General features: G+C 68.9%; 29 protein-coding genes and 2 pseudogenes. 19 read left to right on the top strand and 12 right to left on the bottom strand.

Features of this window, described 5'->3' with window-relative positions:
* Positions 1 to 256: 256 nt before the first annotated feature.
* The 3 genes and pseudogenes from ACTWPW_RS19250 to ACTWPW_RS19240 all read left to right on the top strand — a co-directional run.
* Positions 257 to 1060: pseudogene (locus ACTWPW_RS19250) on the top strand (IS5 family transposase); the annotation flags it as partial.
* Positions 1057 to 1509: a hypothetical protein gene (locus ACTWPW_RS19245; protein WP_443169472.1), complete on the top strand. Its 453-nt coding sequence runs from the start codon at positions 1057 to 1059 to the stop codon at positions 1507 to 1509. The pseudogene ACTWPW_RS19250 and the gene ACTWPW_RS19245, both read left to right, overlap by 4 nt.
* 237 nt (positions 1510 to 1746) lie before the next feature.
* On the top strand, positions 1747 to 2118 hold the full coding sequence (locus ACTWPW_RS19240; RefSeq protein WP_127939414.1) for a hypothetical protein: 372 nt from the start codon (positions 1747 to 1749) through the stop codon (positions 2116 to 2118).
* 1224 nt (positions 2119 to 3342) lie between these two features.
* Here the strand turns inward: ACTWPW_RS19240 and ACTWPW_RS19235 are convergent.
* A complete protein-coding gene (locus ACTWPW_RS19235; protein ID WP_375114642.1) occupies positions 3343 to 3510 on the bottom strand; it encodes a hypothetical protein in 168 nt (55 codons plus the stop codon).
* A gap of 11 nt (positions 3511 to 3521) precedes the next feature.
* On the opposite strand from ACTWPW_RS19235, the gene ACTWPW_RS19230 reads away from it, so the two are divergent.
* Positions 3522 to 3911 carry a hypothetical protein gene (locus ACTWPW_RS19230; RefSeq protein ID WP_375114643.1) on the top strand — a complete coding sequence of 130 codons (390 nt, stop codon included), beginning with the start codon at positions 3522 to 3524 and terminating at the stop codon, positions 3909 to 3911.
* A 104-nt stretch (positions 3912 to 4015) separates the two neighbouring features.
* Positions 4016 to 4356: pseudogene (locus ACTWPW_RS19225) on the top strand (hypothetical protein); the annotation flags it as partial.
* A 3-nt stretch (positions 4357 to 4359) separates the two neighbouring features.
* Here the strand turns inward: ACTWPW_RS19225 and ACTWPW_RS19220 are convergent.
* The gene (locus tag ACTWPW_RS19220; RefSeq protein ID WP_443169471.1) at positions 4360 to 4815 is read right to left on the bottom strand and encodes a hypothetical protein; all 456 of its coding nucleotides are present in this window, start codon (positions 4813 to 4815) and stop codon (positions 4360 to 4362) included.
* 159 nt (positions 4816 to 4974) lie between these two features.
* Complete coding sequence (locus ACTWPW_RS19215; protein WP_443169470.1) at positions 4975 to 5343, bottom strand: hypothetical protein; 369 nt, start codon at positions 5341 to 5343, stop codon at positions 4975 to 4977.
* Positions 5344 to 6792: 1449 nt separating this feature from the next.
* On the opposite strand from ACTWPW_RS19215, the gene ACTWPW_RS19210 reads away from it, so the two are divergent.
* Together ACTWPW_RS19210 and ACTWPW_RS19205 are read left to right on the top strand one after the other, a co-directional pair.
* Positions 6793 to 7371, top strand: coding sequence for an RNA polymerase sigma factor (locus tag ACTWPW_RS19210; protein WP_375114649.1), 579 nt, complete (start codon positions 6793 to 6795; stop codon positions 7369 to 7371).
* Positions 7355 to 8533, top strand: a complete 1179-nt coding sequence (locus ACTWPW_RS19205; protein WP_443169469.1) for a CU044_5270 family protein — start codon at positions 7355 to 7357, stop codon at positions 8531 to 8533. The genes ACTWPW_RS19210 and ACTWPW_RS19205 overlap by 17 nt, the downstream gene beginning before the upstream one ends.
* A gap of 209 nt (positions 8534 to 8742) precedes the next feature.
* On the opposite strand, the gene ACTWPW_RS19200 is transcribed toward ACTWPW_RS19205, so the two are convergent.
* On the bottom strand, positions 8743 to 9225 hold the full coding sequence (locus ACTWPW_RS19200; protein WP_443169468.1) for a hypothetical protein: 483 nt from the start codon (positions 9223 to 9225) through the stop codon (positions 8743 to 8745).
* Between the two features lie 148 nt (positions 9226 to 9373).
* Here ACTWPW_RS19200 and ACTWPW_RS19195 point away from each other — a divergent pair, with 148 nt between their 5' ends.
* The 3 genes from ACTWPW_RS19195 (at position 9374) to ACTWPW_RS19185 (ending at position 11271) form a co-directional block, all read left to right on the top strand.
* Entirely contained in the window at positions 9374 to 9511 is a 138-nt protein-coding gene (locus tag ACTWPW_RS19195) for a hypothetical protein (RefSeq protein WP_443169467.1), read from the top strand.
* Between the two features lie 796 nt (positions 9512 to 10307).
* Complete coding sequence (locus ACTWPW_RS19190; RefSeq protein WP_443169466.1) at positions 10308 to 10445, top strand: hypothetical protein; 138 nt, start codon at positions 10308 to 10310, stop codon at positions 10443 to 10445.
* A 316-nt stretch (positions 10446 to 10761) separates the two neighbouring features.
* Positions 10762 to 11271 carry a hypothetical protein gene (locus ACTWPW_RS19185; RefSeq protein ID WP_443169465.1) on the top strand — a complete coding sequence of 170 codons (510 nt, stop codon included), beginning with the start codon at positions 10762 to 10764 and terminating at the stop codon, positions 11269 to 11271.
* Between the two features lie 746 nt (positions 11272 to 12017).
* On the opposite strand, the gene ACTWPW_RS19180 is transcribed toward ACTWPW_RS19185, so the two are convergent.
* Both ACTWPW_RS19180 and ACTWPW_RS19175 read right to left on the bottom strand, forming a co-directional pair.
* Positions 12018 to 12815: an SDR family NAD(P)-dependent oxidoreductase gene (locus ACTWPW_RS19180; RefSeq protein WP_443169464.1), complete on the bottom strand. Its 798-nt coding sequence runs from the start codon at positions 12813 to 12815 to the stop codon at positions 12018 to 12020.
* 26 nt (positions 12816 to 12841) lie between these two features.
* Positions 12842 to 13660, bottom strand: a complete 819-nt coding sequence (locus ACTWPW_RS19175) for a helix-turn-helix transcriptional regulator (RefSeq protein WP_443169463.1) — start codon at positions 13658 to 13660, stop codon at positions 12842 to 12844.
* 326 nt (positions 13661 to 13986) lie between these two features.
* Between ACTWPW_RS19175 and ACTWPW_RS19170 the strand changes: the two genes are divergently transcribed.
* Both ACTWPW_RS19170 and ACTWPW_RS19165 read left to right on the top strand, forming a co-directional pair.
* Positions 13987 to 15117, top strand: a complete 1131-nt coding sequence (locus ACTWPW_RS19170) for a sensor histidine kinase (RefSeq protein ID WP_443169474.1) — start codon at positions 13987 to 13989, stop codon at positions 15115 to 15117.
* The gene (locus tag ACTWPW_RS19165; protein WP_375114652.1) at positions 15057 to 15689 is read left to right on the top strand and encodes a response regulator; all 633 of its coding nucleotides are present in this window, start codon (positions 15057 to 15059) and stop codon (positions 15687 to 15689) included. The genes ACTWPW_RS19170 and ACTWPW_RS19165 overlap by 61 nt, the downstream gene beginning before the upstream one ends.
* 53 nt (positions 15690 to 15742) lie before the next feature.
* On the opposite strand, the gene ACTWPW_RS19160 is transcribed toward ACTWPW_RS19165, so the two are convergent.
* Positions 15743 to 16762 carry a hypothetical protein gene (locus ACTWPW_RS19160; protein WP_443169462.1) on the bottom strand — a complete coding sequence of 340 codons (1020 nt, stop codon included), beginning with the start codon at positions 16760 to 16762 and terminating at the stop codon, positions 15743 to 15745.
* A gap of 274 nt (positions 16763 to 17036) precedes the next feature.
* Here ACTWPW_RS19160 and ACTWPW_RS19155 point away from each other — a divergent pair, with 274 nt between their 5' ends.
* Positions 17037 to 17168, top strand: a complete 132-nt coding sequence (locus ACTWPW_RS19155) for a hypothetical protein (RefSeq protein ID WP_443169461.1) — start codon at positions 17037 to 17039, stop codon at positions 17166 to 17168.
* Between the two features lie 352 nt (positions 17169 to 17520).
* Here ACTWPW_RS19155 and ACTWPW_RS19150 read toward each other — a convergent pair whose 3' ends face one another.
* The gene (locus ACTWPW_RS19150) at positions 17521 to 17790 is read right to left on the bottom strand and encodes a hypothetical protein (protein WP_443169460.1); all 270 of its coding nucleotides are present in this window, start codon (positions 17788 to 17790) and stop codon (positions 17521 to 17523) included.
* A 269-nt stretch (positions 17791 to 18059) separates the two neighbouring features.
* Between ACTWPW_RS19150 and ACTWPW_RS19145 the strand changes: the two genes are divergently transcribed.
* Positions 18060 to 18236 (top strand): hypothetical protein, encoded by a 177-nt coding sequence (locus tag ACTWPW_RS19145; RefSeq protein WP_443169459.1) that lies wholly within the window; start codon positions 18060 to 18062, stop codon positions 18234 to 18236.
* Between the two features lie 7 nt (positions 18237 to 18243).
* On the opposite strand, the gene ACTWPW_RS19140 is transcribed toward ACTWPW_RS19145, so the two are convergent.
* The 4 genes from ACTWPW_RS19140 to ACTWPW_RS19125 form a co-directional block, all read right to left on the bottom strand.
* Positions 18244 to 19452 carry an RNA polymerase sigma factor gene (locus tag ACTWPW_RS19140; RefSeq protein WP_443169458.1) on the bottom strand — a complete coding sequence of 403 codons (1209 nt, stop codon included), beginning with the start codon at positions 19450 to 19452 and terminating at the stop codon, positions 18244 to 18246.
* A complete protein-coding gene (locus ACTWPW_RS19135) occupies positions 19449 to 19811 on the bottom strand; it encodes a YciI family protein (protein ID WP_375114657.1) in 363 nt (120 codons plus the stop codon). Before ACTWPW_RS19135 ends, ACTWPW_RS19140 begins: the two co-directional genes overlap by 4 nt.
* A 136-nt stretch (positions 19812 to 19947) precedes the next feature.
* Positions 19948 to 20178 (bottom strand): hypothetical protein, encoded by a 231-nt coding sequence (locus tag ACTWPW_RS19130; protein ID WP_375114658.1) that lies wholly within the window; start codon positions 20176 to 20178, stop codon positions 19948 to 19950.
* Between the two features lie 197 nt (positions 20179 to 20375).
* Complete coding sequence (locus ACTWPW_RS19125; protein WP_443169457.1) at positions 20376 to 21017, bottom strand: dihydrofolate reductase family protein; 642 nt, start codon at positions 21015 to 21017, stop codon at positions 20376 to 20378.
* 221 nt (positions 21018 to 21238) lie between these two features.
* Here ACTWPW_RS19125 and ACTWPW_RS19120 point away from each other — a divergent pair, with 221 nt between their 5' ends.
* From ACTWPW_RS19120 to ACTWPW_RS19100, 5 genes are all read left to right on the top strand, one after another.
* Positions 21239 to 22687, top strand: coding sequence for a cellulase family glycosylhydrolase (locus ACTWPW_RS19120; RefSeq protein WP_443169456.1), 1449 nt, complete (start codon positions 21239 to 21241; stop codon positions 22685 to 22687).
* A gap of 241 nt (positions 22688 to 22928) precedes the next feature.
* Entirely contained in the window at positions 22929 to 23027 is a 99-nt protein-coding gene (locus ACTWPW_RS19115) for a VOC family protein (protein WP_443169455.1), read from the top strand.
* Positions 23028 to 23100: 73 nt separating this feature from the next.
* A complete protein-coding gene (locus ACTWPW_RS19110; RefSeq protein ID WP_375114661.1) occupies positions 23101 to 23247 on the top strand; it encodes a VOC family protein in 147 nt (48 codons plus the stop codon).
* Positions 23248 to 23274: 27 nt separating this feature from the next.
* The gene (locus tag ACTWPW_RS19105; RefSeq protein ID WP_375114662.1) at positions 23275 to 23613 is read left to right on the top strand and encodes a YciI family protein; all 339 of its coding nucleotides are present in this window, start codon (positions 23275 to 23277) and stop codon (positions 23611 to 23613) included.
* A complete protein-coding gene (locus ACTWPW_RS19100) occupies positions 23610 to 24812 on the top strand; it encodes an RNA polymerase sigma factor (RefSeq protein WP_443169454.1) in 1203 nt (400 codons plus the stop codon). The genes ACTWPW_RS19105 and ACTWPW_RS19100 overlap by 4 nt, the downstream gene beginning before the upstream one ends.
* The last annotated feature ends 5 nt before the right edge of the window (positions 24813 to 24817 follow it).

The raw sequence follows: 24817 nt of genomic DNA, 5'->3' as shown, positions 1-24817 counted from the left end.
CAAAATGCCAGCTCGCTGGCCCCTCCTTGAGGAGGCTGAATGCGGTGAATACTGCTCAATCCCTACATCTCGGGCCAGGGCGAAATCTGGACGAACTATGACAGGTCATCATCGGATGCCCACTCAGAGCGCGGTTCGCGAGCGCATGTCCGTGATGTCGCAGTGTGATCGTATGGATTTGTAGCGTTACCGCCGGTTGGCGGGCTCGGTCGTGCTGTGATGGTCGAGTGACTGAGCGCAGCCCTACCCGAGCGACTTAACCGACGCGCAGTGGGCATTGATCGAACCGATACTCACCGCATGGAAGGCCGCGCACCCGTCCGTCAGCGGCCACACGGGCAACTACGAGCTACGCCAGATCGTCAACGCCATCCGCTATCAGGGACGGACCGGCGTCCAATGGGACTACCTCCCGCACGACCTGCCACCCAAGAGCGCGACGTACTACTACTTCGCCAAGTGGCGCGACGACGGCACCGACAAAACCATCCACGACCTGCTGCGCTGGCATCTGCGCGAGAAGAAGAAGCGATTAGCCGACCCGAGCCTGATCGTGCTGGACACCCAGAGCGTCCGCGTCGCTGCTGGGGTCCCCGCCTCCACCACCGGAAAGGATGCCGCCAAGCGCGTGCCGGGCAGGAAACGGGGCCTGGCGGTAGACGTGCTGGGCCTGGTCATCGCCGTGGTCATGCTGGCCGCCTCGGCGCATGAGAACACCGCCGGGATCGCCCTGCTGAGCCGGGTCGCCGCCGCCACCGAGGGCACAGTGACCAAAGCGCTGGCCGACCAGGGGTTCAAGAACACCGTCGTCGCACACGGCGCCAGCCTGGGCATCGACGTGGAGATCGTCGAGCGCAATCCCGCCGGCAAAGGGTTCGTCCCCCAGCCCAAGCGATGGGTCGTCGAGCAGACGTACGGCATCTTGATGTTCCACCGCCGTCTGGTCCGCGACTACGAGCACCTGCCGGCCAGCTCCGAATCACGGGTGTATTGGGCGATGACGGACGTGATGTCCCGCCGCCTGACCCGCGGCCCCGCCCCGCCTGAGCGGTGGACATGACCGGATCCGACCTGCGCCCATCCGACCTGCGTCCATCCGACCCCGGCAGCTGGCTCCTGGACCGGATCGACGCCCGCGAGCACGCCCTGACCTGCCAGATCGAGCAGACCCAAGCGGAGATCAATACTCTCACCGCGCGTCTGGGCGAACTCAGCGAGCAGGTCGAGCACCTGCGGATCAGCCGCAAGACCCTCCTCTCCCTCGCCGAAGAAGAGCCTGCCCCGGCCGAGCCGCTGCCGACTGTCCCCGATCACCCCGCCTACCAGCAGATTCTCACCGTCTTCGGCGAGATCGGCGGATCCCTGCGCGCCCGCGAGCTGGCCCTGGCCATGGACCTGCCCTTGACACGCAACGACATCCAGAACCTCCGCGCCAAACTCAAACGCCTGGCCAGCCGCGGCATCCTCGTCGAGACCGAGCCGGGGTTGTTCACTCAGCCGTGCCCATAGCTCGACCGGTGAGCCTGTGACCAGCCTGCCTATCCCAAATCCAACGACGAGAGGGACATCAGCTCGCGGAACGCACTCTCAGCACCGAATCATCGGATAAGCGGCCGCCTGCCCGTACTTCCTCACGCATGCCCGCGTCCATACTGTGCATGAGAGGCCACCTCCGCTCCTGCAGATGAGTGGAATCGTGGTTCTGGTGACGATCTTGTGAGGTCTGGAAAGTGGCATCATCTGTGCATGAGCTACGACCTTGCGGTCTGGGAGGGCGAGCGCCCGTCCAGTGATCAAGAAGCTGGGGAGACGCATAGTGCCCTGTACGAGCAGTACATCGACACCGATGTTGAAATCCCGCCGACTCCCTTGATCGCGAAGTTCGTTGAGCAGCTCTTGCAGCGCTGGCCGGATCTGGACGACGTAGACGAGGATGACGACGAGTACGAAGACATCCCCTGGTCCACATCTCCACTGATTGGAGAGGCGGCAGGGCCGTACATCTACTTTCCTATGGGGTACCGCCGGGCAGAGGAAGCCTCGGCGTACGCGGTCCAGGTCGCGGCCCAACTGGGGCTGAACTGCTATGACCCTCAGGAGGATCGGCTTCGAACGTGATGCTGCGGCTCAGAGCTGTCTTCAGAGCCCGCCCTGCCGCATGATCAGCGTGCCATTAAGGGCGGCAACGAAGGGTCAACCACGGTCACTCACGACCGGTCTCAGCCGCAGGTCACGACCCCTACGAGCCAAGATCCCTGCAATTCCCAAGCGGACAGCGCAGGTCCGATTCTGTCATCCACCCCGCCCCCAGGTATCGGAGGGTTATTCTCCCCTATCGACGGGCGTTCCTCCGTCGGCGGTACATGGATTTCATCCACGACAGCCGTTCCGCACGCGCCTGTTCCTCGTCGCAGCATGCGCACCGAATATCTACCTCTATCCGGTCAAGGGCCTCTATCCCGTGTTGGGCGACCAGGAGCTTCACCGTGTCGCCATACAAGCGTGCCAATCTGTGGCGCCGTCTTCCGTACCGGGTGAAGTACTGCTCAGAGGCGGTTGCAGTCTCAGTGGTCAAGGACACGAGCACTCCTCTGGGTAGGGCGGCCAGTGAGAATGTGGATAGGTGCCGGCTGGGTCTCTAGCAACAGCTCACGATGACGTGCAATATGCGTACAACGATCATGTCGCTGACTGCGTCGTGAGCCTACTGCACACCAGGTCAGAGACGACTTCGTCGCTGGAAGGGTCACGAGCTGTAAAACCCTCGGCTCAGCCTACGTAAGTTCGAACCTTGCACCTGCCACACCAGCGGGAAGAGGCCCGTCACCAGCGGAAACGCGGTGACGGGCCTCTCTCGTTGTGTACGACTGTCCATGGCCGTCAACGGTGCTCTACGGGTGCTCGCGTCGTATGCGCGTCGGCGTTCAGTCGGCCTCACGTAGGCTTCAGCGCCTCGGGGATGAGCTTCCGGGCGAAGTCGTCTTGCCCGACGATGCACTTCGCGTAGACCCGTAGGAGCACGTTGACGCTATGCCCTGCCCACTCGGCGACCTGAGGGGCCGGAACCCCGGCGTTGAGCCACGTTGAGACGCCGGCGTGCCATAGGTCGTATGGCCGGGCTGCGAGGGGTGAGGCGGCCTCAGCCCTGCTCAGCGCTCCTTTACGAGCTTTCTGCCAGACACGGCCATAGACGCTTTCCGAGAGCGGGCCGCCGCGCTCTCCTACGAGTAGATGACCGTCTGGGCTTACGCCACACGTCGCGAGGTGAGCGCGAAGGATGGTCACCAAGGGTGGCGGGATCGGCACCGGTCGGACCGCCGTACGTGCACGGTGCTTGAGCTCTCACGACTCCCGGCGCTTTCCGTTCCACGACCAGTCGGCTCCGACGGCCGGCGCCGAATTGCCGAGACAGAACCATCGCCACTCGTCGCCGCTTTCGACGTCCGGCAGGTCGATCTCGTCGGTTGTGAGCTCCGCGGCTTCCGCCGGGCGTAGTGCGGAGTAGTACATGACCGCGAAGCTTGGCCGCTCTCCGACGCCCCGGCGAGACGCTGCGCATCGAGCCGGGCCGGTCCATCTCTGTCTATTGCGGGCGGTACGTCACGTTAGTCATGGACGTGAAGCGCGTCCACGGGGAGCTGTTCGCCGTGGTGGCCGGTGGAACCCACCACATCAGGACCCCGGCGACCAAGGGGCACAGCCAGCCCGTGGTCATTGACGAGCGGGGGGAGCCGGCCACGATAGTCGGCCAGCTCTGCACACCGAAGGACACCATGGCGCGGCACGTGCCGGTGAGCCTGAAGACGGGCGATGTGGTGGAGTTCCTCATGGCCGGTGCCTACGCATGGAACATCTCACACCACGACTTCCTGATGCACCCGAAGCCGGGCTTCCACTACGTCGGCGGTTGAGCGGAGGTGTCCGGGGGTGCCGCTATGGGGTTGGTCAAGCCGCGCGGAGCGTGGGTGGTTGGTATGGGGTGTTGGTGTGGAGCATGGCGCACAGGACGTCGCGGCTGACCGCGATACGGCACCGGGTCCGGTGGATGGAGATCGCCGAGCCGGCGATCGCCGACCGCGCCGCCGGGGGGGGTCGGCTTCGACATCGCCGGTGCCGAGGCGGGCTACCCGCCCACCCGGCACCTGGACGCCTTCGAGTGCCTGCAATCGCCTGATGAGCGGTGCCTCGATGACCCGCGAACTCGCCCTGCTCGCCGACGCCTTCGGCTACGGCCTGCCCGACTTCCGCTGGTTCGCCATCAACGCGATGAAGTCCGCCTTCATCCCCTTCGACGAACGCCTGGCCATCATCGGCGACGTCATCAAGTCCTGGTACGCCGACCAGCGGAAAGCCTGAGCGTCAGCGGCCCGGGTGTACGTACTGGTTGTATCGGGCCGCGCTGTGGTCGCAATACGTGCTGCACACCTGCACGTAGACCCTCGATATGGACTTGGTGCCGGTGCGGGTGATGTTTCCGAAGTTGGTGCCGTCGTCGCCGCAGCCGTTGGTGTCCGACTTCCAGGCGCCGTACCCGTAGGTTCCGTCGGTGTGTTCCCACCAAACCCGGCCCTCTATCGGAAGGTTGTCGCCGGGACAGAGGTCGCGCACCGTGAAGTTCCGAAAGACGACCTTCGTCCGGCTGACGAAGTCGACGGTCGCCCGGACGGACCCACCACCGTAGTCGCGGCCCTCCGCGCTCTCGAAGGGGTCCACGCGGGCGGAGGACACTCCGTCGGCCGCCTGCGCCGGACTTGCCACCAGCAGCCCGCTCAATGCTGCGATGCCCAGCGCGGCGCCCAGAATGCGTGTCTTCAACAGTCCTCCAGCAAGAGATGTCTCGGTTGGTTCGGTTGGCCTTGGAGCGTGCACTTCAGCGCTTCCGCGTGGCCGGCGGGGGGAGATGTGCGAGGTATCGCCTCGTGGCGGATCGCGACGAAGAATGGCGATCGATGGTGCGGGGAACCTGTCTGAGCGTCAGGTCTGGAAGGTGAACGTCCCGCGCAGGACGGTGTCTCGCCCGCTCCAGTAGCTCTCGTAATCGGCCCGGTAGGTGACGTTGTCGAAGGCGGGGAGCACCGCGCAGGTGGCGGCGGGGTGGCGGATGTTGTCGTCTCTGATGACGATGGGCTTGCCGATCACACCCGGGCGGGTCAGGGTCACCTCCACCCAGGCCGTCCCTGTGGTGTCATCGGCCCGGACGCACAGCTCGTTGGCAGGGTCGGCGTAGCGGACGATCCCGTCGCCGACATCCCGTTGAAAACTCGCCGCCAAGGCCGGTTGCGCGAGAATGACGCTCGCCACCGCGACAGCGACCCCGACGGTGACCGTTTTGAGCGGGTTCATCGTTCTTCCTTCTCTCGGACGAAGATCAGCCCGCCGGAGCGCCTGGTGCCAGGGGGTGGAATACGGCCTCTGACGAGGCTTCTGACATGAGCGATCCCGGCGGTCCGAGGTTCACCGGAGTGATCGTTGCACCCGTCGGCAGCAGCGTGGAATACGACCGGAATACGCCTGGTCACCGGGCATCGAGAGATGACTTCGGGCGGAACCCCTTTGCCGGGGGCGCCTGTCTTTGCGTGACGCTGAAGGAGTTGGGGGGTGACGATGATCAGCGGCCAGATGCGCCGGCAACCCAGCTGATCGTCAGAATGCGTCAACGGGTGGGGCACCTCCAGTGCGATCGCACTGCTCAAAAGGTGAGCCGAGACGTCTCGTGCGTCGTATGCGCGTCGCCATGACAGGTCGGCAAGCCGTGCAAGAGGAATCTCCGCAGGTCAAGCCCTACTAGATGGCTCGGTCGACAGTGCTCTGTAAACCGTCGGCTCAGCCTACGCAAGTTCGAACCTTGCACCTGCCACGCCAGGAGGAATGGCCTCTGACCAGCTAGGACGCGGTCGGGGGCCATTCTTCGTTACTGCCCATGATTCCCCATGACTCCCCTCGCGTCCCCTCGTGTCCTGTCGCGTAGGGCACGCGTAGGGCACGTGATCACCTTCGCGTCCTCCTGGTTGTTCGGAGCCATTGCCGTCAGACCCGCGGCCCTGGACGCTGTCCCTGACGTCTTCGGCTTCTACCCGGAGTGCCCGCGAGGCCACTGGGTCGCAGCTGAGGGCAACTGCGTTGACGGGATCCGGTCCGTTACGCGACTACGCGAAGGACACGAGTATCGGGAATGAGTCGCGGAATAACGCCCGCGCGCTCCCGCGCGAGACACTGACCCGGCCGTCCACCCGCACGAGGCTCTGCTCGGCATCCTCGCCCTGCTGCACGGCGCTTCCAGCAGCGAGGTCGGCCACCCGGGGCTAGATGACATCGATCCGGCCGGCCGCACCATCCGCCTCGGGCAACGCCCCCACCCGGTGCCCCTGGACCCGATCAGTTGGACCATCGTGCAGCGGTGCATGGCTCACCGCGAGACCCAACGCACCAGCAACTCCTATCTGATCGTCACCAAAGGCACAGAAGCGGGCCGGAACCAGGCCTCCGTCGCCTATGTCAGCCACGTCCTGGACCCGGCCGGCATCTCACCGCGGATGCTGCGCTCCACCCGCCTGATCGACCTGGTCAACACCATGGATCCCAAAGTCGTCGCCCCAGCCTTCGGGATGAACCCTGAAGGCGTCATGACTGGGGCTGACCCACGTCGCCGGGCCGTCGCGGGAACAGCCTGGCGCTTTGGCGGCTGCGGGCGCCGCGCGACCGTGGCGGTCGCCTCGCCCGCGAACACTTTTCCGGCGGTCGGCGAAGGAGGTGTGACAGAAGGGCAGGATCGATGGAACCAAGGACCGAGAGGTGAGCGTGACGATGCCGGTTCAGGCCGTCGAGGACGCCGCGCTCATCCGGCGTTCGTGGCGGGAGCCGGAGCAGTTCGCCGCCGTGTTCGACCGCCACTACGACGGCATCCACGCCTACGCCGACCGGCGGCTGGGCCGGAGCCTGGCCGACGACGTCGCGGCGGAGACCTTCCTGATCGCGTTCGACAAGCGCGAGCAGTACGACGTGAGCCGGGCCGACGCGCGGCCGTGGTTGTTCGGGATCGCCTCCAACCTCATCGCCCGCCATCATCGGGCCGAGGTGCGCCAGTACCGGGCGCTGGCCAGGACCGGCGCCGAGGAGCCGGGCGAGGATCACGCCGACCGTGTGGCGTCCTCGCTGGACGCCGTCGCGCACCGCAACCGGCTGGCGGCAGCGCTGGCCGGGCTTTCCGGTGCCGACCGTGACGTGCTCCTGCTCGTCGCTTGGGCCGAGCTCACATCGGAGGAGGCCGGCCGGGCGCTCGGCATTCCGGCCGGTACGGCCCGCTCGCGGCTGCATCGTGCCCGCAAGAGGATCCAGGCGGTCCTGGGGAGGATCGATGATGAACGATCTTGAGACGCTGCGTGAGGCGTGGGGGCAGCCGGAACCACCGGCGGCCGAGGTACGGCACGCGGCACGGATGGCCTTGCTGGAGCGCGCGAGCGGGGGCCCTGCGGCTTCGGCTTCAGCTTCGGGCTCGGCTTCGACTTCGGCTCCGACTTCGGCTCCGGCTCCGGCTTCGCTGGGGGAGGTCCGGGGTCCCGCGGGCTTGTTGAGCCGGGCGGCCGTCGACCGGCGCCTGATTCCGGGGCGTGTCGCACGGCGCAGGTGGGCTGTACGGGCGCTCGCCGTGGCCGCGGTGGCCGTGGTCGCGACGGCGGGCCTGACGGCGGTCCAGCTCCACGACGGACCGACCCCGGCGGCACACGCGCAGGTGGTCCTGGCCAGGGCGGCCGATGCGGCACAGGCGAGGTCCTTCGGGGAGCCGCGCCCGGATCAGTGGATCTACACCGAGACCCGCACCTGGTTCCACAAGGCCCGCGACGGTGACACAGTGACCGCGCGGACGCCGCTGGAGAGTGAGGCGGAGGCCGCCTGGCGACGCGCCGACGGCGAGCTGGCCGCCCGAGACCGCGACGGCAAGCTGGAGATCCGCAACTTGGGCGGGAACACGCCCAAGGACTACGCCACGATCGCCGCCCTGCCCACCGATCCCGAGGCGCTGCTGGCGTTGTTCCGGAAGAGCACGGCCCGTCGTGAGGCGGTGGTGGAGCGGATCCGCGAGAGGTTCGCCGGTAACGAGGCGGCCCCGGATGCGGTCAGTGGTGATGTGTTCACGTTCGGGCTGCTCAGTACCCTGCTCTCCGACAACCTGGTGCCGCCCGAGGTCGAGGCCACGGTCTTCCGCGCCATGGCGCTCCTGCCGGGGGTCACGGTGAACGAGGCGGCGACGGACCCCGAGGGCCGTCCGGCTCTGGCGGTCAGCCTGGAGGCGCGCGAATGGCTGCGGTCGGAGCTGTTCCTGGACCCGGAGACCTTCGCCTACCGCGCCGTCAGGGAGACCGCCGTCCGCGACCACACGCTCCACAACGGGTTCTTCGTGTGGCGCGGCGGCGAATCGGCCCCCAGCCCCAGCCCCAGCCCGACGGGCGGCTGGGTGATCGAGGCGGGTGCCGTCTACCGCCAATCCACCCGGACCGCCATCGCCGTGGTGGACGAACCCGGGCAACGCCCTTAGGCGGGGGCCCGCCAGCCGGGCTGGCCGGCGGGCCGGTGGGATGCATGCGGGTCGGGGGCATCTCCAGTGAGGCGCCGCGCTGAGGGCGGACACCTGACTAGCTCATCCAGCCACGTGATGTATCACCCGACCCGGACACCGGGTGAGGGGTAGAGCCGGGACGATCGCCGTGCAATTAGACAGGGTAACGAGGGGTCATTCACGGTCACTCACAACCGGCGTTCCGCCCAGCTCAGAGGCCTCACGTGCGGCAGTCCATGCCCGAATTCGGCGATGTGGTCTCGCAGGATTTGGACCAAGGTCGGCGGGATGGGCACGGGCCGGACGTCATCCCGTCCGCGATGCTTAAGTCCGCGTTCCTGGTGAGCGTCGCTGGTGTCCGTCCATTGCGTGTTGACCTCCGGCCGGAAGACGTCGATGAGGCGTCGTCGCCAGCCCATCTCCGGAAGGTCGCAGTCCTCCTTACGTAGGGCGATGGCCTCGGCCGGCCGGAGAGCGGCGTAGTACATACACGCAAACAAGGCCGTGAGCCGCCTACCGCGTCCCCGTCTGCCTATGTAGGTCACCGCGGTCAGTAGCTCTTGCGCCTGTCGAGGGTTGACCACGATGCGTGGATCCACCGTCTCGGTGGTCTTGGGCGGCTTCCACTTGATCCGGTGGAGCGGACTTGCCGAAAGCTCCTCCAGCTCCACGGCGTACTCAAGCGGCGGCGCTCCGCGCCGCCGACGCGGCCCTGTGCTCGGCCGCGCGCTGCGCGTGCGGCCTGGGGGCTGTTCTCGCGCGCCCGTTGCTCAAGCCGCTTCCACACGACACCGCGCCTCTCTCCGATACCGTCACACCGTGGACGACGATGACGCCTTCATCTACACGCCGTCGAGCGACGACGCCCTTCTCGTCGCGAGCGATATCGCGGTATTGCTGTTCCTCCTCCCCACCATCATCTGGCTGACCGTGACGTTGCTGCGCGGCCGCAAATAGCGCCTCCGGTGGGGGCCTCAGGCTCCGGATGATCGCTAGGCGCAACTCAAGGCCCGTAGGCGGTTGAGGTGGAAGCCGGATCCTCCCGTCGCCATCGCCCTAGGACGAGCCGGCAAACCAAGGGCCTGGGGCGGGTCGTTCCTCCAGTTGGGGGGCTCCACCTTCACCCCAGGCCTTTGGCTCGCTTCCCTGACGTGTGGGACGACGGCGACGGGATCATCCGGCTGGATTGGCAGCCACGAGGAGCACGTGAGGCGGAAGAGGAGGCAGGGCCCGCGTGGCGACTGCCGCAGGTTATATACATGATCGCCAGCTATTCGTCGAGGGGCAACGCAATGATCAGCAAAGAAGGTGTCCGGCTCGGTGCGCAGGCCGCACGTCGGCTAGCGGAGTTGAACTGCTGCGAGATCTAGGAAGGGCTCACCGAGGCAGAGTTCGCGCGGATTGAGCAGGAGTACGGGTTCGAGTTCGCCGACGATCATCGGGCCTTCCTGGCGGCAGGGCTGCCGGTGCGTCAGCCTTGGGAGGAAGGGCAGACGCGGGAGAACCCCTGGCCTGATTGGCGGAACGGTGATCCCGAGGCTCTGCGAGAGCACGTCGGCTGGCCGGTCGACTGTCTCCTGTGGGATGTCGAGCACGGACACTGGCGATCGAGTTGGGGCGAGCGGCCGAGCGATCTGTTGGAAGCCGTCAAAACGGCTCGGCTCCGACTGGCGGACGTCCCCAGAATGGTCCCGCTCTATGCACACCGGTTCCACCAGCCGGGCGTGGAACCCATGGGCATCCCGTCCTTTCCATGCGGGGCTGGGACATCATCTACTACGGCACCGACTTGGCCGACTACATCACCCAGGAGTTCCAGGAGCCGCGCCCCGAACGTGACGGGGAATGGCAGCCGCACGCCACGGTCCCGTTCTGGCGGGACTATCTGTGAGTGCAGGGCGCCACAGTAGGCGGGAGCATGGTCAAGCGGCAGCATCCCGGGCCGCCACGCCGACCGCCGCCCCCGCCGACCGGAGCGAATGCGCCGACCTCAGCGCCACGCCGCCGCACGGATGCAGCTCTACGATTGCCAGGTGTGGGCCGGCCTCCGTCGTTGGCCGGGGGCGATCGACGATCCGGTGCTTCGTTCCTCAGCACCGGCTCACCGGATGTGGGGGTGCCTGACTGCACTTCCACGTGCGTCCCTGCCTCTGTAGCCTGTCACCGGCCCGAGCCACGATCATGCCTTCGACTACGGGAACGCCCGTATGAGCGCTACGAACGACTATTACCGCGCGCCCGATCGCACCACCGCAACCTGGAGGCCGAGCCAGTTACGGGCACCCGCCAAACCTCTCCCCGGCGCTCCAGTGTTCGACGTCGTGGAGACCAAGTGGATCGATCCCAACGTGTCCCTCGGTGAACTCGTAGCCATCATCATGGGCGTTCCCTACTCCTACGACCTGGTCGAGACCGTCACCTTGTATCCCCCGCCCGAAGGAGCGCCCAAGACCGAAGACGAATGGACGGCCTTGCCAGACGACTCTCCTTACCTGGTGGGACCACAGATAGAGGAACTTTCAGTGAGCGTCCGCGACGCACTCGCTGAAATCGATGACGCTCGCCTGCCTGAAGTCGCCCGGCGATGGATGAATGAAGACCCCACGAGCTTCGACGACGATCATCACACACTCGAACTGGTCAAAGAGTTCGTCGCGCTGGCACGACGGGCCAAGGAGAGCGATCAACTGCTCTACTGCTGGGGTGCTGCTGGCTGATCAGGACCCCGGGGTCGAACGGTCTACCTGGGGGGGCAGGGTGAGGGCGAGGGCATGGGCCGGACGGAGCACAGAGAAGTCGCGGACGTCGATCGGCATCACTTCGGTGACCCGCAACCGCCCCGCAACCGCCCCGCAACGGCTACGACTGAGGCATCGGCGGCACTCAAGGGAAGGTCGTGGTACCGCTCGACGAGGACCGCGATTCTCGAAAGGTCGGACTCCTTGAGATCGACGAGCCGGAACCAGCCGGACTCAAGTAGCCGCAGGAACGCCGCCTCCGCCTTCCCGCCGCCAAGTCAGTCGATCATGTAGCAGCTCTCACCGGCGACGAAGCTAGGGACGAGCCTGCAAGGGTGACTGTGAGTGCGACATCGCAGGTCAGATGCCTTGTGCAGCCATCAACGGGCCCACGCCCTGTAGAACCGTCGGCTCTGCCTACGCAAGTTCGAAGCTTGTGCCTGCCGCACACAGTCTGCGCAGCTCAGAGGCCCTATCGGGCCTCTGCTGCGTCTCGGGGTCAGGCAGCCGTAGGCGGTGCTCAGCCTTCAGAACACACGACTGGCCCTGGAGCTGATCCGGGTCCGTTGGCCCTGTAAATCCGTGGGCTCAGCCTGCGACGGGTCCAACCCATCACCTCCCATCAGCAGGGAAACGCCTCCTGATCAGAGGAGACGCTGCCAGGTCGGTTTGTGTTGTGTCCGGCTCCTGCCTACGGCCGGCACCGTACCCGGCTCCCACGGCTGTCACAGGCGCAGCCCGAGGGGGGCCGCTCCGACGAGGCCGCCGTCGATGACGAGGTCCTGACCGGTGATGTACGACGCGTCGTCCGAGGCCAGGAAGGCGACGGCGGCGGCGACATCGTCCGGGTGGCCGAGCGAGCCGAGCGGAACCTCCGCCGTGATGCGGGACTCCGCGTCGGGGTCGATGGCGGACCGGTACATTTCGGTCTCGATGTAGCCGGGGCTGACGGAGTTGACGCGGATGCCACGCGGCGCGAGGTCGGTGCCGAGGGTGCGGGCGAGATTGTGCACGGCCGCCTTGCTCGCGGCGTAGATCGAGGCCACCGGGAGGCCGCGGTGCAGGGTCCAGGAGGCGTTGATGACGACGGCGCCGCCTTCTCCCATCAGCGGCAGCGCCTTCTGGATCGTGAAGAACACGCCCTTGAAGTTGATCCCGACGGTGTGGTCGAAGTCTTTCGGGGTGAACTCCGGTCTGAAGTCCGCGATTCCGGCATTGGCGAAGACCGCGTCGAGGGTGCCGCGCCAGGTCTCGATGCGTCGCACGAGGAGATCGAGGTCGGCGTCAACGCTGACGTCCGCGTGGACGGGCAGGACCCGCTGGGAGCCCTCGGAGCCCTCGGAGCCCTCGGTGCCCTCGGTGCCCTGCGAGCCCAGGCGTTCTGCCGCGGTGTCGAGGCGGGCCTGGTCGCGGCCGGTGATGACGACGTACGCGCCCTCGTCGAGGAGCCGGCGCGCGGTCGCGAAGCCGATGCCGCTGGTGCCGCCGGTGATCAGAACTGTTCTGTTCGTGAATCGCTTCATGCCGACAATCGTCGAACGGTGCGCGCCTACGCGGCAGTGTTGGCTGAACCTGGGTCTGACACCACCACCAAGCGCCGCAGCAGGGCCTCCGTTCCCGTGCCGGGTGCGGGGGTGTGCAGCGACAGGCGGTGGCCGGGCAGTTCCAGCAGCGGCAGGGTGGTGGCCTCGAAGGTCAGCGTTCCGAGGCCGGGAATCTCCAGGGCCTTGGTGCCGTGGGTGGGGCCGCCCACGGGGAGTTCCGCCCAGATCTCGGCGAAGGCGGAGCTCGCGGCGCACATGTCGGCGGCCAGGCGGCCGAACTCGGGATCGTCCGGGTAACGGGCGGCGTCCGCCCGGAACAGGCCGATCATCGCTCGCGCCGCGTCGTGCCAGTCCACGACCGCCGCGCGGTAGCGGGCGTTGGTGAAGAAGCTGACCAGGCAGTTGCGGTCGTACTCGTTGCACTGGAACACGATCTCCGCCGCGCGGTTGGCGGCGAGGACGTTCCAGTGCCGGTCGATGACGTACGCGGGCCGCGGCAGCCAGCCCTCCAGCAGCCGCCGCACGGCATCGGGGACCCGGCCTTCGGACGGCGCCGCCTGCGGCGGGTTGAGGCCGGCGAGGAGGTACAGGTGCTCGCGCTCGGCGGGCTCCAGGCGCAGCACCCTGGCGATCGCGTCCAGGACGTCGGCGGAGACGTTGATGTCGCGTCCCTGCTCGAGCCAGGTGTACCAGGACACTCCCAGGCCGGCGAGCACCGCCACCTCCTCCCGCCGCAGCCCGGGCGTACGGCGGCCCTCGCCTGCCGGCATGCCCACGTCGGCGGGCGTCACCCGGGCTCGCCGCGACCGGAGGAACGCGCGCATCTCGGAACTGCGCCGCTGCCGTGCGTCTGCGGGAAGCCGCGAAATGTCCATTAGATCATGCTATGTCGTGATTAGCGGACCTCGCTTCCCCGGCGTGCCCACGCGTGTCGCCGCCCGGGGTACTGCTGCCCGGGCCCGGGCCCGGGCCGCCGCCGGGCGTGGGAGCGCGCTGTGCCGCAGCGTTTCTGGCGGACGGAGGTTTCTGGGCGGTGTCGCACCTGGTCGGCAGGGCGCCCGAAAGGCGCACGTTTCCGGACAAACGGCCTCCGTGACGTTCACCTGTGGCCGAGTTGGGAGGGGCACGTATCGTCGATCCGGTGGGCTTGATGTGGATCGCCGTGTCGTTGTCGCTGCTGGTGTGCGTGACGGTGGCGGTGGCGGGGTTGTCGCGCTCGGCGCTGCGGTCGCGTTTGCCCGCGCTGACGTCGCATTTGCCCGCGCTGACGTGCGTGGGCGCGGTCGGCTCGCTGGCCGTCACGCTGGCTCATGTCATCGGCGCCGTGCGGCCCGAGCCGGGTGCCGCCGCGCTGGGCATGATCGAGAGCCTGGCGCTCCTGACGCTGGCCGGCCTGATCACCCGGTACGCGCCGGCTCGGCGGGCGGCGCTGGCCGTGCCCGCGGCGGGCGTGGCCGCGGCCACCTGGTTGCTGCGCTTCTTCACGCCGGTCTCACCGCTGGAAGGGCTGGGCGTGTGCGCGTTCTGGGGGGCGGGTGCGGTCGTTGCCGTCGCGGTGGGGGGTTACCTGCGCTTTCTCGATGTACGGCAGGTCCGCGCCGTGGCCGACACGCGCACCGCGTTGCGACTCCAGCTCGCCAGGGACCTGCACGACTTCGTTGCTCACGACATCAGCGAAATGGTGGCGCACGCCCAGGCGGGCAGGGTCGCGGGGGATCCGCGGCAGGCGCTCGAACGCGTCGAGGTGGCGGGGCAGCGCGCCATGTCGATGCTGGACCGTACCCTGGACATGCTCCACCACGACCGGCCCCTCACCTCCACCGGTGGCCTCGGTGGCATCCGTGAGGCGGCTGAACGGTTCTCCGCCGCCGGCCCCGCTCCGGTCCACCTGTCCATGGACCCGCGGCTGGACCGGCAGGTGGCTATCCCGCCGGAGACGGCCGCCCTGGCCTACCGGGTCGTGGTCGAAGGCCTCACCAACGTCCGGCGGCACGCTCCCCAGGCCGGCCGCGTCGACCTGGGCGTCAGCGCCGGACCCGGCCGCCTGGAGATCACGATGACCAACGACGGCGTGACTCGAGCGCGGAGCGGCCGGCGTGGCGGGTCCGGCCTGCCCGGTCTGACCGAGCTTGTCCGCGCGCAGGGCGGCGAACTGGTCACGAGGGCGGTAGGCGATGGGTGGTCGCTGACCGTGTATCTGCTGCTGGCACAATCGCCGGAGTGTCCACCCGCATCCTCATCGCCGACGACCAGGAAGGCATCCGAAGCGCCTTCCGCATGATTCTCGACGCCCAGCCGGACATGACCGTCGTGGCCGAGGCCGCCGACGGCCGCACCGCGATCGATACCGCCAAGGCGATCGAACCTGACGTCGTGCTCGCCGACATCCGGATGCCCGGGGCCGACGGCATCGAGGTGGCCCGCGCCCTCGCCGGCACCGACATCCATGTGGTGATCGTCACGACGTTCGGTCTGGACGAGTACGTCCACGCGGCACTGCGGCACGGCGCCGCCGGGTTCATCCTGAAACGTTCCGGCCCCACCCTGCTCATCGAGGCCATCAGGGCCGCCATGAACGGCGACATGCTGATCAGCCCGCAGCTCACCGTCCGGCTGCTGCGCCGCCACGACGACCTGCCGCACCGTACGCCGAACGTCGTCCTCACCGAACGGGAGGACGAGGTCGTGGCGCTGCTCGCGCACGGCAGGACCAACGCCGAGATCGCCGCGGAACTCTTCCTCTCCCCAGGCACGGTGAAGAACCACGTCGCGGCCGTCCAGCGCAAGACCGGCACCAGGAACCGCGTCGCCATCGCGGCCTGGGCATGGGCGACCGGCCGCGCCGAGCCCTGACCGCGGGCCACAGCTCCCGTACCGCGGTGCGGGAGCGTGCGGGAGCGTGCGGTTCAGCGTCCGGCGCCATCTCCGGCCAGGACCGCGCGGGCGGCCCCCGCCTGCCGCGGGTCCGACTTCCGGCGCCGGTGGTAGCAGACGGTGGCGATGGCCAGGGCGGCGCCCCAGATCGGCCAGAAGCACTCCGGCAGCCAGGCTCCCCACTCAGCCCAGGAGAACCGGCCGGCGATCATCGACCTGATGTAGGTGATCCCCGCCACGGTGACGATGATCGAGACGAACCCGGCGGGGATGACCGCCAGCAGCGGCGGCACTCGCCTGCCGCGCACTCCGATCATCCAGCGCGGGAAGATCACTCCCCACCCCTGGGTCAGCCCCAGGGTGAGCACGCCGCCGCACGCGCCGAAGGTGGCCAGGTAGGCGCCCGCCAGCCACATGCCCTGCGGGGCGTCGGCCAGGAAACCCTCGCTGACGCCGAGGGGGATGCCCAGCACCCACGCCCACCGGGTGGCGCAGTAGAACAACGGCACCGCGACCGCCACGTACACCGCGATGCGCCCGCGCTCCGGGGTGAACCAGCTCTCGCGCTCCCGGTCGCGGGTGGCGGCCAGGGCCGCGGCGGCCAGCAGCAGACCGCCGAGCGCGCACACGAGCTGGTTGAGCACCGGCCAGGTCCAGGCGCCGGCCAGCGTGGCGCCGCCCAGGTCCCAGCCGAAGGCGGGGGCGACCAGCAGCAGCGGCGTGTAGGCGACACCCATCATCACCCGGAAGTCGGGAATCACCAGGATCAGGAGCGCGGCGATCGGCCAGGCCAGGAACAACGGCGCCCGGTTGGCGCTCCTGCGGTTCAGCGCCAGCGCCGTCACCGCGGTGATCACCGAGAAGGCGACGATCCACCAGCCGAAGCCCGGGGTCGTCCAGGCCAGGATCGACAGTTGCCCGTCGGGGTCGGGGTCCTCGGCGCCCCAGGGGAAGCCCGGCATCCCCAGCGCCCATCCGGCGCCGAGCGCACCGTAGAGCAGCGCCCAGAGCGCGGCCGCGTAGCCGTACCGGCCGGAAGTGAAGGATTTCATGCGTCAAGCCTTCCGGCCGGGCCGGCCGGTGGACCAGATGCCGTTCGGCACCTCCTGCGGCCGGCAGAGGTGCCCTTCGGCACGCATCACGGCCCTTTCCCCGGACAGGGGAGAAGCGTCTGCGCTTTTCACACCTCGAGGGATCCCGTCCGATCGACACCCCGCGACACTCAGGGCGCGTCTAGATCAGCACGCTTGGGGATTCGGGGGTCAAATGACGCAAGGTACTGGTGGATTTGCCGCCGAAGTGGGGGTGAGCGCGCGATGGAGCGCGGTGCTTAGGTTCGCGGGTTGTGGCGCGGCGCTCAGCATCTCGCTGTACGTGGCGGTCAAGGTCTTCTGGGTCGGCGCGGGGTTGCTCGGCATGGCCTGGACGGGTACGGCACCGCCGACTGGGTGCTGCTGAACGCGGTCTCCGTGGTGATGGCGGCGACGGCTCCGCCTCGCAAGGGGAGACGGTCTTCCTCACCATCGGTTTCGCCGGGATGGCCGTGGCCGCCGGGCTGGGCCTGCTCTGGTCCTCGTGGGCGGTGGGCGGACGCTGGGCCTGGACCCGGCCCATCGCGACCACTGGGATCTCGACGGGCGGCTGCTGAACGCGAGTTCCGCGCTGTGGGCTCTGCTCGGAGTCTGGAGTGTCCGGACGATCACGCGGTGCCGGCCTGCCCGGCTGCGGCGGTGGATCCCGATGACGGTGGCGCCAGGGCCAGGTGCCCTGCGAACACGACACGCAGCCGGACAGGGGTGCTGCCACGTGTTCAGACGGTCGTCCGCCTGCCCAGTTGACGCGGTTTACGCGGCGACGGCGTGCCGCGCTCGACGTAGTGCTTGAGGTCGTCGAGCAGGTGGCGGCCGGTGCGGTTGACCTGGGCGAGGATCCACCAGCGGGCCAGCCCGCCGAGCGCACCGCGGGTCTCGAACCGCCCTTCGTAGGTGGCGCGCGCACTGTCGGCGTCGATCGGCGTGATGTGCCAGCGGTTGCGGGCGAGGGTGACGAACGCCGGTGCCCCTGTCGCCTCATAGGTCAAGGTGCGGGCGCCGTCGTCGTAGGCGACGATCAGCTCGGTAACCCGGGGTACCAGCCGTACGCCGGTGGTGCAGACCCGGCCCGCGACCGGGGCGCCCTCGACGGCCGGAGCTGGCCCGGCTGCGTCACCAGCTCGCCCAGGCGCCCTTCGACGAGGAACTGCGCGAACTCGTCGACCTCGCCCAATCGGCGGTCTGCGGTCTCGCCCGCCCGGCGGCGCCGCCCTCCGAGCTGGTGGTGTGCCCGTGGTTCCGGGCGGGCGGGCAGGTGGTGCGTACGATCGGGATGGTCGCCCGCTTCGACGCGCCCGCCGAGGTCACCCTGGACGAGCTGCGCATCGAGCTGACCTATCCGCAGGACGCGTCCGCGGAGCGCTTCTTCCGCGACCTGGACCGGAACCCCGGCAGCGCGCCCGGCACCGGTCCCGACCCAGGTCACATGGGGTGACGGCGGTTCATGGTGGCGGTGTGCGGCCGCCGTGGTGGAGGAAGTCCCGCTCGGCGCCGGGAGGTGCCAGGGCGGCGGCGCGCTGGTAGGCGGCGGCTGCCTCGCCGTGGCGGTTCAGGCGCCGCAGCAGGTCGGCTCGGGTGGCGTGGAAGGGGTAGTACTGGTCCAGGTCGAGCCGGTCGATCAGGGCCAGGGCGGTGGCGGGGCCGTGGGTCTCGCCGACGGCGATGGCGCGGTTGAGCGCGACGACGGGGGTGGGGGTGAGGGCGTACAGGTGGTCGTAGAGGGCGATGATCTGTGGCCAGTCGGTGTCGGCGGCGGTCGGGGCGTCGGCGTGGACCGCGTTGACGGCGGCCTGGAGCTGGTACGGGCCGGGACGGTCGCGGGCCAGGCAGCGGCGGACGATCGCGTGTCCCTCCTCGATCAGGCCGCGGTCCCACCGGCCACGGTCCTGCTCGCCGAGCAGGACGAGGCTGCCGTCCGGCCGGGTGCGCGCGGCTCGGCGGGACTCGATGAGCAGGAGCAGGGCCAGCAGGCCGGCGACCTCAGGCTCGTCGGGCATCAGCGCGGCCAGCAGGCGGGCCAGCCGGATCGCCTCACCGCACAGGCCCCGCTCGCCCGGGTCGGGCTGGCCGGTGGTGTAGATGAGGTAGATCACGGCCAGCACCGGGGGCAGCCGGTCGGGCAGCTCGTGGTCGGCGGGGATCCGGTACGGGATGCGGGCGGCCCTGATCTTGCGTTTGGCCCGGACCAGGCGTTGTGCCATGGCCGGTTCGGTCACCAGGAAGGAGCGGGCCACCTCGATGGTGGACAGGCCGCCGAGCAGCCGCAGGGTGAGCGCGACCTGCGTCTCGGCCGCCAGGGCTGGATGGCAGCAGGTGAAGATCAGTCTGAGCCGGTCGTCGGGCACGGCCCCTCCTTCCGGGGGCGGTGCGCCGTCGGGGATCAGCAGCGCCGCCTCGCCCAGGAGACGTCGTTCGCGCGTCCGGCGGCGCAGGCGGTCGATCGCGCGGTTGCGGGCGGTGGTGGTGATCCAGCCGCCGGGGTTGGGCGGCAGCCCGTCGGCCGGCCACCTGTCCAGCGCCAGCGTGTACGCCTCCTGGAGCGCGTCCTCGGCCACGTCGATGTCGCCGAGCAGGCCGATCAGCATGGCCAGCGACCGGCCGTACTCCTCGCGGAAGACCCGGCCGATCAGGTCCTGGCCTGCACCGGTCATTCTTCGGACGCGGCGGCGAACGGGCGTACCTCTATCGGCGTGTCGATGGCCGCGGTGACCTTCGCGGCCAGGGCCAACGCGGCGTCGAGGTCAGCGGCCTGGATGAGGTAGAAGCCGCCGAGGCGCTCCTTGGACTCGGCGAAGGGGCCGTCTGTGGTCACGATCTGCCCGCCGGCGGCGCGTACGACGGTGGCGGTGTCGGCGTCGTGCAGGCGACCGGAGAAGACCCACGTCCCGGACGACTTCATCTCCTGCTCGATGCTGCCGAGCCGCTCGTGGGAGCGCCGCATCTCCTCCTCGGACATCGGCTCGCGAACCTGGCCCTCGACGCTGTGCACGGACAACATGTAGTGCGGCATGGCGGTGTTCCTCTCCCAGGGGCGGATCCGTCCGCCCGGTCACCTGACTACGAACGGGCTCCACCCGGATCGACACCTGCTCTCAAGAAAATCTAACCTTCTTGTCCGGCGGGGGAGGAGGGGCGGGGCGCGGACCCTACGGCGTGATCGGGTCGGCGGCCGGGATGCTTCGGATCTGCTGGTCAAGGGCCTTCAACTGCGCGTGATCGTCGGTGGCGAACAGGACGTACAGGTCGACGAGCATCTCGGCGATCGAGGCGGTGAGGCTGATCAGCGCCACTGCCAGACTCACCCTGGCGAGGATCTGCCCGGCACCGCGGCTGCGTACCCGGCGGAACAGTTCGACGCAGGCGATGGCCAGCAGCACGAAACCGACGAGCCACACCGAATGGGCGATCGTCGACCATGGCTCGACTCCTTCGTTGCCCGCACCATGCCGGCCACCACCCCCGCGCGGAGGCGGGCGAACAACACGTGAGCCTCCTCTCCACCGGCAGGTGCGGACTGGCCCCATGCCTCCAGCCGATCTCAGCGAGTCGGTACGTGCCGCAGACGGTGCAGGCGTCAGCCCGAGGCGACGCCGCGGTCTTCGCGTCGCATGTCCCCGCTCCCGGGGGTCCCCGCTCCCTGGCCGTAACGCAGGAGCACGGCGCCCGTGGACGAGGTGACGGGCGGTTCGAGGAGCACCAGGTTGGCCGGCACCTCACCGCCGTCGAACACCTTCTTGCCGACGCCCAGCACGACAGGGAAGATCCACAGGTTGAGCCGGTCGAAGAGGCGCTCGTGCAGGAGGGTCTGCACCAGGTTCAGGCTTCCGATCACGTGGACGTGCTCGTGCCTGTCACGTAGCTCGCGCACGGCGCCCACCAGGTCGGGCCCCAGCTGCGTCGAGCCTGCCCAGCTCAGGTCGGGGTTGCCCCGCGAGGCGACGTACTTCGGGATGCTGTTGAACAGCGTGGCGATCCCGCCGTCGACGCCGTCGGCCTGGTCCGGCCAGTACGCGGCGAAGATGTCGTACGTCCTGCGGCCCAGCAGCAGGGCGTCCATGCCCGCCATCCCGGCACCGACGTGCCGGCCGACCGTCTCGTCGAACAGGGGAGCCTGCCATCCCCCGAACGGGAAGCCGTCGGGGTCCTCCTCGGGATCGCCCGGCGCCTGGCCGACCAGGTCGAGCGTCGCGAACAGGTCGATGTGGATCGTGCCCATGGTGTCCTTCTCCTTCGTGTCCCGGCTCGTTCGCCGGTACGAACTTGGACCCGTGGGCGGCCGCGAACTCATCGAAATCGACGAACCTTCCTGGAATTTTGGGCCTTGTGTAAGGCCCGGTGTCAATTTAAGCTGCGCCGCAAGTTAAGAAACTTTCCTAACCGGGTCGCCGGAGACGGCGTGCCCGGTGTTGAGCGACCCCCGAAAGATCGGAGCCGTTCGTGAGGCGAAGTGCAGGTGCGAGGATCTTCGCGGTCGTGGCCGCGCTGGTGGTGCCGCTGGTAGTGCCGTCCGGCGCGAGCGCGGCCGGAGCGCGGGCGGCGGCGGCCGACCCACTGGTGTCACAGGGCAAGAGCGCGACGGCCTCCTCGGTCGAGGCCGCCGGCCTGGAGCCGGGCAAGGCGGTGGACGGCAGCGCGACCACGCGGTGGGCCAGCGCCGAGGGGGTGGACCCGCAGTGGATCCGGGTGGACCTCGGCTCCACGCACACCGTCTCCCGGGTGCGGTTGACCTGGGAGGTCGCCTACGCCAGGGCGTACCGGGTGCAGACCTCGCCCGACGGGTCCACCTGGAGCGACGTCTACTCCACCACCGCCGGCGACGGAGCGACCGACGACCTGACGATCAGCGGCAGCGGCCGGTACGTGCGGGTCTACGGCACGCAACGCGGCACCCCCTACGGCTACTCCCTGTGGGAGATGGAGGTCTACGGCGCTCCCACGGGCGGCGGGGGCGGCACTCCGGTTCAGGCCAACGGGCAGCTGCGGGTCTGCGGGATCAAGCTCTGCAACGAGAACGGCAAGCAGATCCAGTTGCGCGGCATGAGCAGCCACGGCATCCAGTGGTACAACCAGTGCCTCAACGACGCCTCGCTCGACGCGCTGGCGAACGACTGGAAGGCCGACGTCCTGCGCATCTCGATGTACATCCAGGAGGGCGGCTACGAGACCAACCCCCGGCTGTTCACCGACCGCGTGCACTCCCTGATCGAGATGGCCACCGCCCGCGGGATGTACGCGATCGTGGACTGGCACATGCTCACCCCCGGTGACCCGATGTACAACCTCAGCCGGGCCAGGACGTTCTTCACCGAGATCGCCCAGCGGCACAACGGCAAGAAGAACGTCCTGTACGAGATCGCCAACGAGCCGAACGGCGACGCCGTCACCTGGTCCGTCATCCGCGACTACGCGCACCAGCTCATCCCGGTGATCCGGCAGTACGACCCCGACGCCCCGGTGCTGGTCGGCACCCGCGCGTGGTCGTCGCTCGGCGTCTCCGGCGGCGGCAACGAGACCGAGATCGTCAACAACCCGGTCAACGCGGCCAACATCATGTACACGTTCCACTTCTACGCGGCCTCCCACGGCACCGAATACCTGAACACGCTGTCCCGGGCCGCCGACCAGCTGCCGATCTTCGTGACCGAGTTCGGCACCCAGACCGCGTCCGGCGACGGAGCCAACAACTTCGCCAGGTCGCAGCAGTACCTCGACCTGCTGGCCCAGAAGAAGATCAGCTGGGTGAACTGGAACTTCTCCGACGACTTCCGTACGGGCGCCGTCTTCACCACCGGAACCTGCCCGAACGGCCCGTTCGCCGGGACGGGCAACCTCAAGGAGGCCGGTGTCTGGGTCCGTGACCGGATCCGCACCGCCGACGACTTCTGACGCTGTGAGGCGTGTGGCGCGGGCGTCCCGAGGAGGGGCGCCCGCGTCCGGCGTGCCGGGCGGCAGACCACCGCACCCACGTGCTGCCCGCCCGACGCTCGTGAACCGTGGACGCGTCCGAGATTTACCGTGGACGCGTCCGAGATTCTCCGCGCCCATGTCGTGCCGGGGGCTTCGCCGATCGTCTTCCAGTCAAAGGCCGGGTAGCAGAGCACCGGCCGATCGCACCGTGGAGACGGACATGAAACCGACGCTGAACATCATCGACATCGTGGTGTCCGACATAGACGCCTCGATCGCCTTCTACGCCCGGGCTGGGCCTGGAGTTCGAGATCGATGAGCACTCGCCCGAGCACGCCGGCTGCGACCTGCCGTCCGGCCTGCTGTGCTTCGAGTTCGACAACCCGGCCGGGGTGGACGGCGAGTACGCCGAGCTCGTCGAGGCGGGCTGCCGCGGGATCGCCGGGCCGTTCGACGCGTTCTGGGGGATGCGGTACGCCACCGTGGCCGATCCGGACGGCAACGGCGTGGATCTGTACGCCACGCTCCCCGCAAGCTGACACCACCGCAGGATCGAGGAGGCCGGTATGAAGTACGTGCTGATGTTCGTCGAGACCGAGCAGTTCGCCAAGCAGCTGGAGGCGATGGGCGAGCTGGAGCAGCAGGCCGCCTATGAGGCGGTGGGCCGGTGGTTCGCCGAGCACGCTGACAAGATCACCCATCACGTGCACCTGGCGCCGGTGCACACGGCGACCACGGTGCGGCTGGATGCGCAGGAGCCGGTGGTCACCGACGGGCCGTTCGTGGAGGGCAAGGAGGTGGTCAGCGGATTCGCCGAGGTCGAGGTGGCCGACCTGGACGAGGCGCTGCGGCTGGCCCGTTCGTGGCCGGCCTGCCCGGTCGTGGAGATCCGCCCCGTCACATGAGGGAGCCGGTGCACGAGGAGGTGCTGGCCGGCACGGTACGCGAGCACGCGGGCCGGCTGGCCGCCTCCCTGGTGTCGCTGCTGGGCGACTTCTCCGCCGCCGAGGACCTGGTCCAGGACGCCGTCGAGACCGCGCTGCGCCGCTGGCCCGAGGAAGGCGTGCCGGACCGGCCGGACGCCTGGTTGTTCACCGTGGCCCGGCGGCGCGGCCTGGACGTGCTGCGGCGCGAGTCGAACTACCGTGCCAAGCTCGCTCAGCTCACCTGGCCGGAGCCCGCCGCGCGCGACGACCGGCTGCGGCTGATGTTCACCTGCTGCCACCCGGCGCTGTCGCGTCCGGCACAGATCGCGCTCACCCTGCGGGTCGTGTGCGGGCTCAGCACGGCACAGATCGCCGCGGCGTTCGTCGTGCCGGAGGCCACGGTGGCGCAGCGGATCACCCGCGCGAAGCGGAAGATCGGCGAGGCCGGGATCCCGTACCGCGTCCCGTCGCAGGAGGAACTGCCGGAGCGGCTGGGCGAGGTGCTGGCGGTCGTCTACCTGCTGTTCAACGAGGGTTACCTGTCCAGCACGGCCGAGCGGGCCCAGGCGCGCGACCTGGTCGAGGAGGCCGAATGGCTGGCCGGGCTGCTGGCCAACCTGATGCCGAAGGAGCCCGAGGTGGCCGGGCTGCTGGCGCTGATCCGGCTGCATCGGGCGCGCGGCGCGGCCCGCTTCGACGCCGGGGGGCGCCTGGTGCTGCTGGCCGACCAGGACCGCGGCCTGTGGGACCGGAAGGCGATCGAGGAGGCGAGCGCCCTGCTGATCCGGGCCGCCCGCGCCCACCACCGGCCGGGCCCGTATCAGCTGCAGGCGGCGATCGTGGCCTGTCACGCCGAGGCCGAGACCTTCGCCGACACCGACTGGGCACAGATCCTGGTGCTGTACGACATGCTGCTGTGCCTGGCGCCCTCGCCGGTGACCCGGTTGCACCGGGCGATCGCGGTGCGCTACGGCCAGGGGCCGCGGGCGGCGCTGGCCGAGCTGGCGGAGCTCGGCCCGGCGCTGGAGCGCTACGCGCTGTTCCATGCCACCCGAGCCGAGTTGCTGCGGGACCTGGGCCGCCGCGACGAGGCGCGGCGGGCCGACGAGCGGGCCCTGGAGCTGACCGTCAACCCGGCCCAGCAGGAGCTGCTGGAGCACCGGCTGCGCTGGGACTGAGGTCC

The sequence above is a fragment of the Nonomuraea sp. KM90 genome, assembly GCF_052246675.1.
In the GTDB taxonomy this organism is placed as follows: domain Bacteria; phylum Actinomycetota; class Actinomycetes; order Streptosporangiales; family Streptosporangiaceae; genus Nonomuraea.
The sequence above is the reverse complement of the archived record's forward strand: the minus strand, read 5'-3'. Positions and strand labels throughout refer to the sequence as shown.

Excerpts from the sequence above, each read along its gene's own strand:
- ACTWPW_RS19205 (WP_443169469.1), top strand. The coding sequence starts at position 7,355 with ATGATGAACGATCTTGAGACGCTGCGTGAGGCGTGGGGGCAGCCGGAA.
- ACTWPW_RS19160 (WP_443169462.1), bottom strand. The coding sequence starts at position 16,762 with ATGAAATCCTTCACTTCCGGCCGGTACGGCTACGCGGCCGCGCTCTGG.
- ACTWPW_RS19140 (WP_443169458.1), bottom strand. The coding sequence starts at position 19,452 with ATGACCGGTGCAGGCCAGGACCTGATCGGCCGGGTCTTCCGCGAGGAG.
- ACTWPW_RS19240 (WP_127939414.1), top strand. The coding sequence starts at position 1,747 with ATGAGCTACGACCTTGCGGTCTGGGAGGGCGAGCGCCCGTCCAGTGAT.
- ACTWPW_RS19180 (WP_443169464.1), bottom strand. The coding sequence starts at position 12,815 with ATGAAGCGATTCACGAACAGAACAGTTCTGATCACCGGCGGCACCAGC.
- ACTWPW_RS19135 (WP_375114657.1), bottom strand. The coding sequence starts at position 19,811 with ATGCCGCACTACATGTTGTCCGTGCACAGCGTCGAGGGCCAGGTTCGC.
- ACTWPW_RS19235 (WP_375114642.1), bottom strand. The coding sequence starts at position 3,510 with ATGTACTACTCCGCACTACGCCCGGCGGAAGCCGCGGAGCTCACAACC.
- ACTWPW_RS19215 (WP_443169470.1), bottom strand. The coding sequence starts at position 5,343 with ATGAACCCGCTCAAAACGGTCACCGTCGGGGTCGCTGTCGCGGTGGCG.
- ACTWPW_RS19100 (WP_443169454.1), top strand. The coding sequence starts at position 23,610 with ATGAGGGAGCCGGTGCACGAGGAGGTGCTGGCCGGCACGGTACGCGAG.
- ACTWPW_RS19175 (WP_443169463.1), bottom strand. The coding sequence starts at position 13,660 with ATGCGCGCGTTCCTCCGGTCGCGGCGAGCCCGGGTGACGCCCGCCGAC.
- ACTWPW_RS19190 (WP_443169466.1), top strand. The coding sequence starts at position 10,308 with ATGCGGGGCTGGGACATCATCTACTACGGCACCGACTTGGCCGACTAC.
- ACTWPW_RS19105 (WP_375114662.1), top strand. The coding sequence starts at position 23,275 with ATGAAGTACGTGCTGATGTTCGTCGAGACCGAGCAGTTCGCCAAGCAG.
- ACTWPW_RS19170 (WP_443169474.1), top strand. The coding sequence starts at position 13,987 with ATGTGGATCGCCGTGTCGTTGTCGCTGCTGGTGTGCGTGACGGTGGCG.
- ACTWPW_RS19245 (WP_443169472.1), top strand. The coding sequence starts at position 1,057 with ATGACCGGATCCGACCTGCGCCCATCCGACCTGCGTCCATCCGACCCC.
- ACTWPW_RS19115 (WP_443169455.1), top strand. The coding sequence starts at position 22,929 with ATGAAACCGACGCTGAACATCATCGACATCGTGGTGTCCGACATAGAC.
- ACTWPW_RS19125 (WP_443169457.1), bottom strand. The coding sequence starts at position 21,017 with ATGGGCACGATCCACATCGACCTGTTCGCGACGCTCGACCTGGTCGGC.
- ACTWPW_RS19185 (WP_443169465.1), top strand. The coding sequence starts at position 10,762 with ATGAGCGCTACGAACGACTATTACCGCGCGCCCGATCGCACCACCGCA.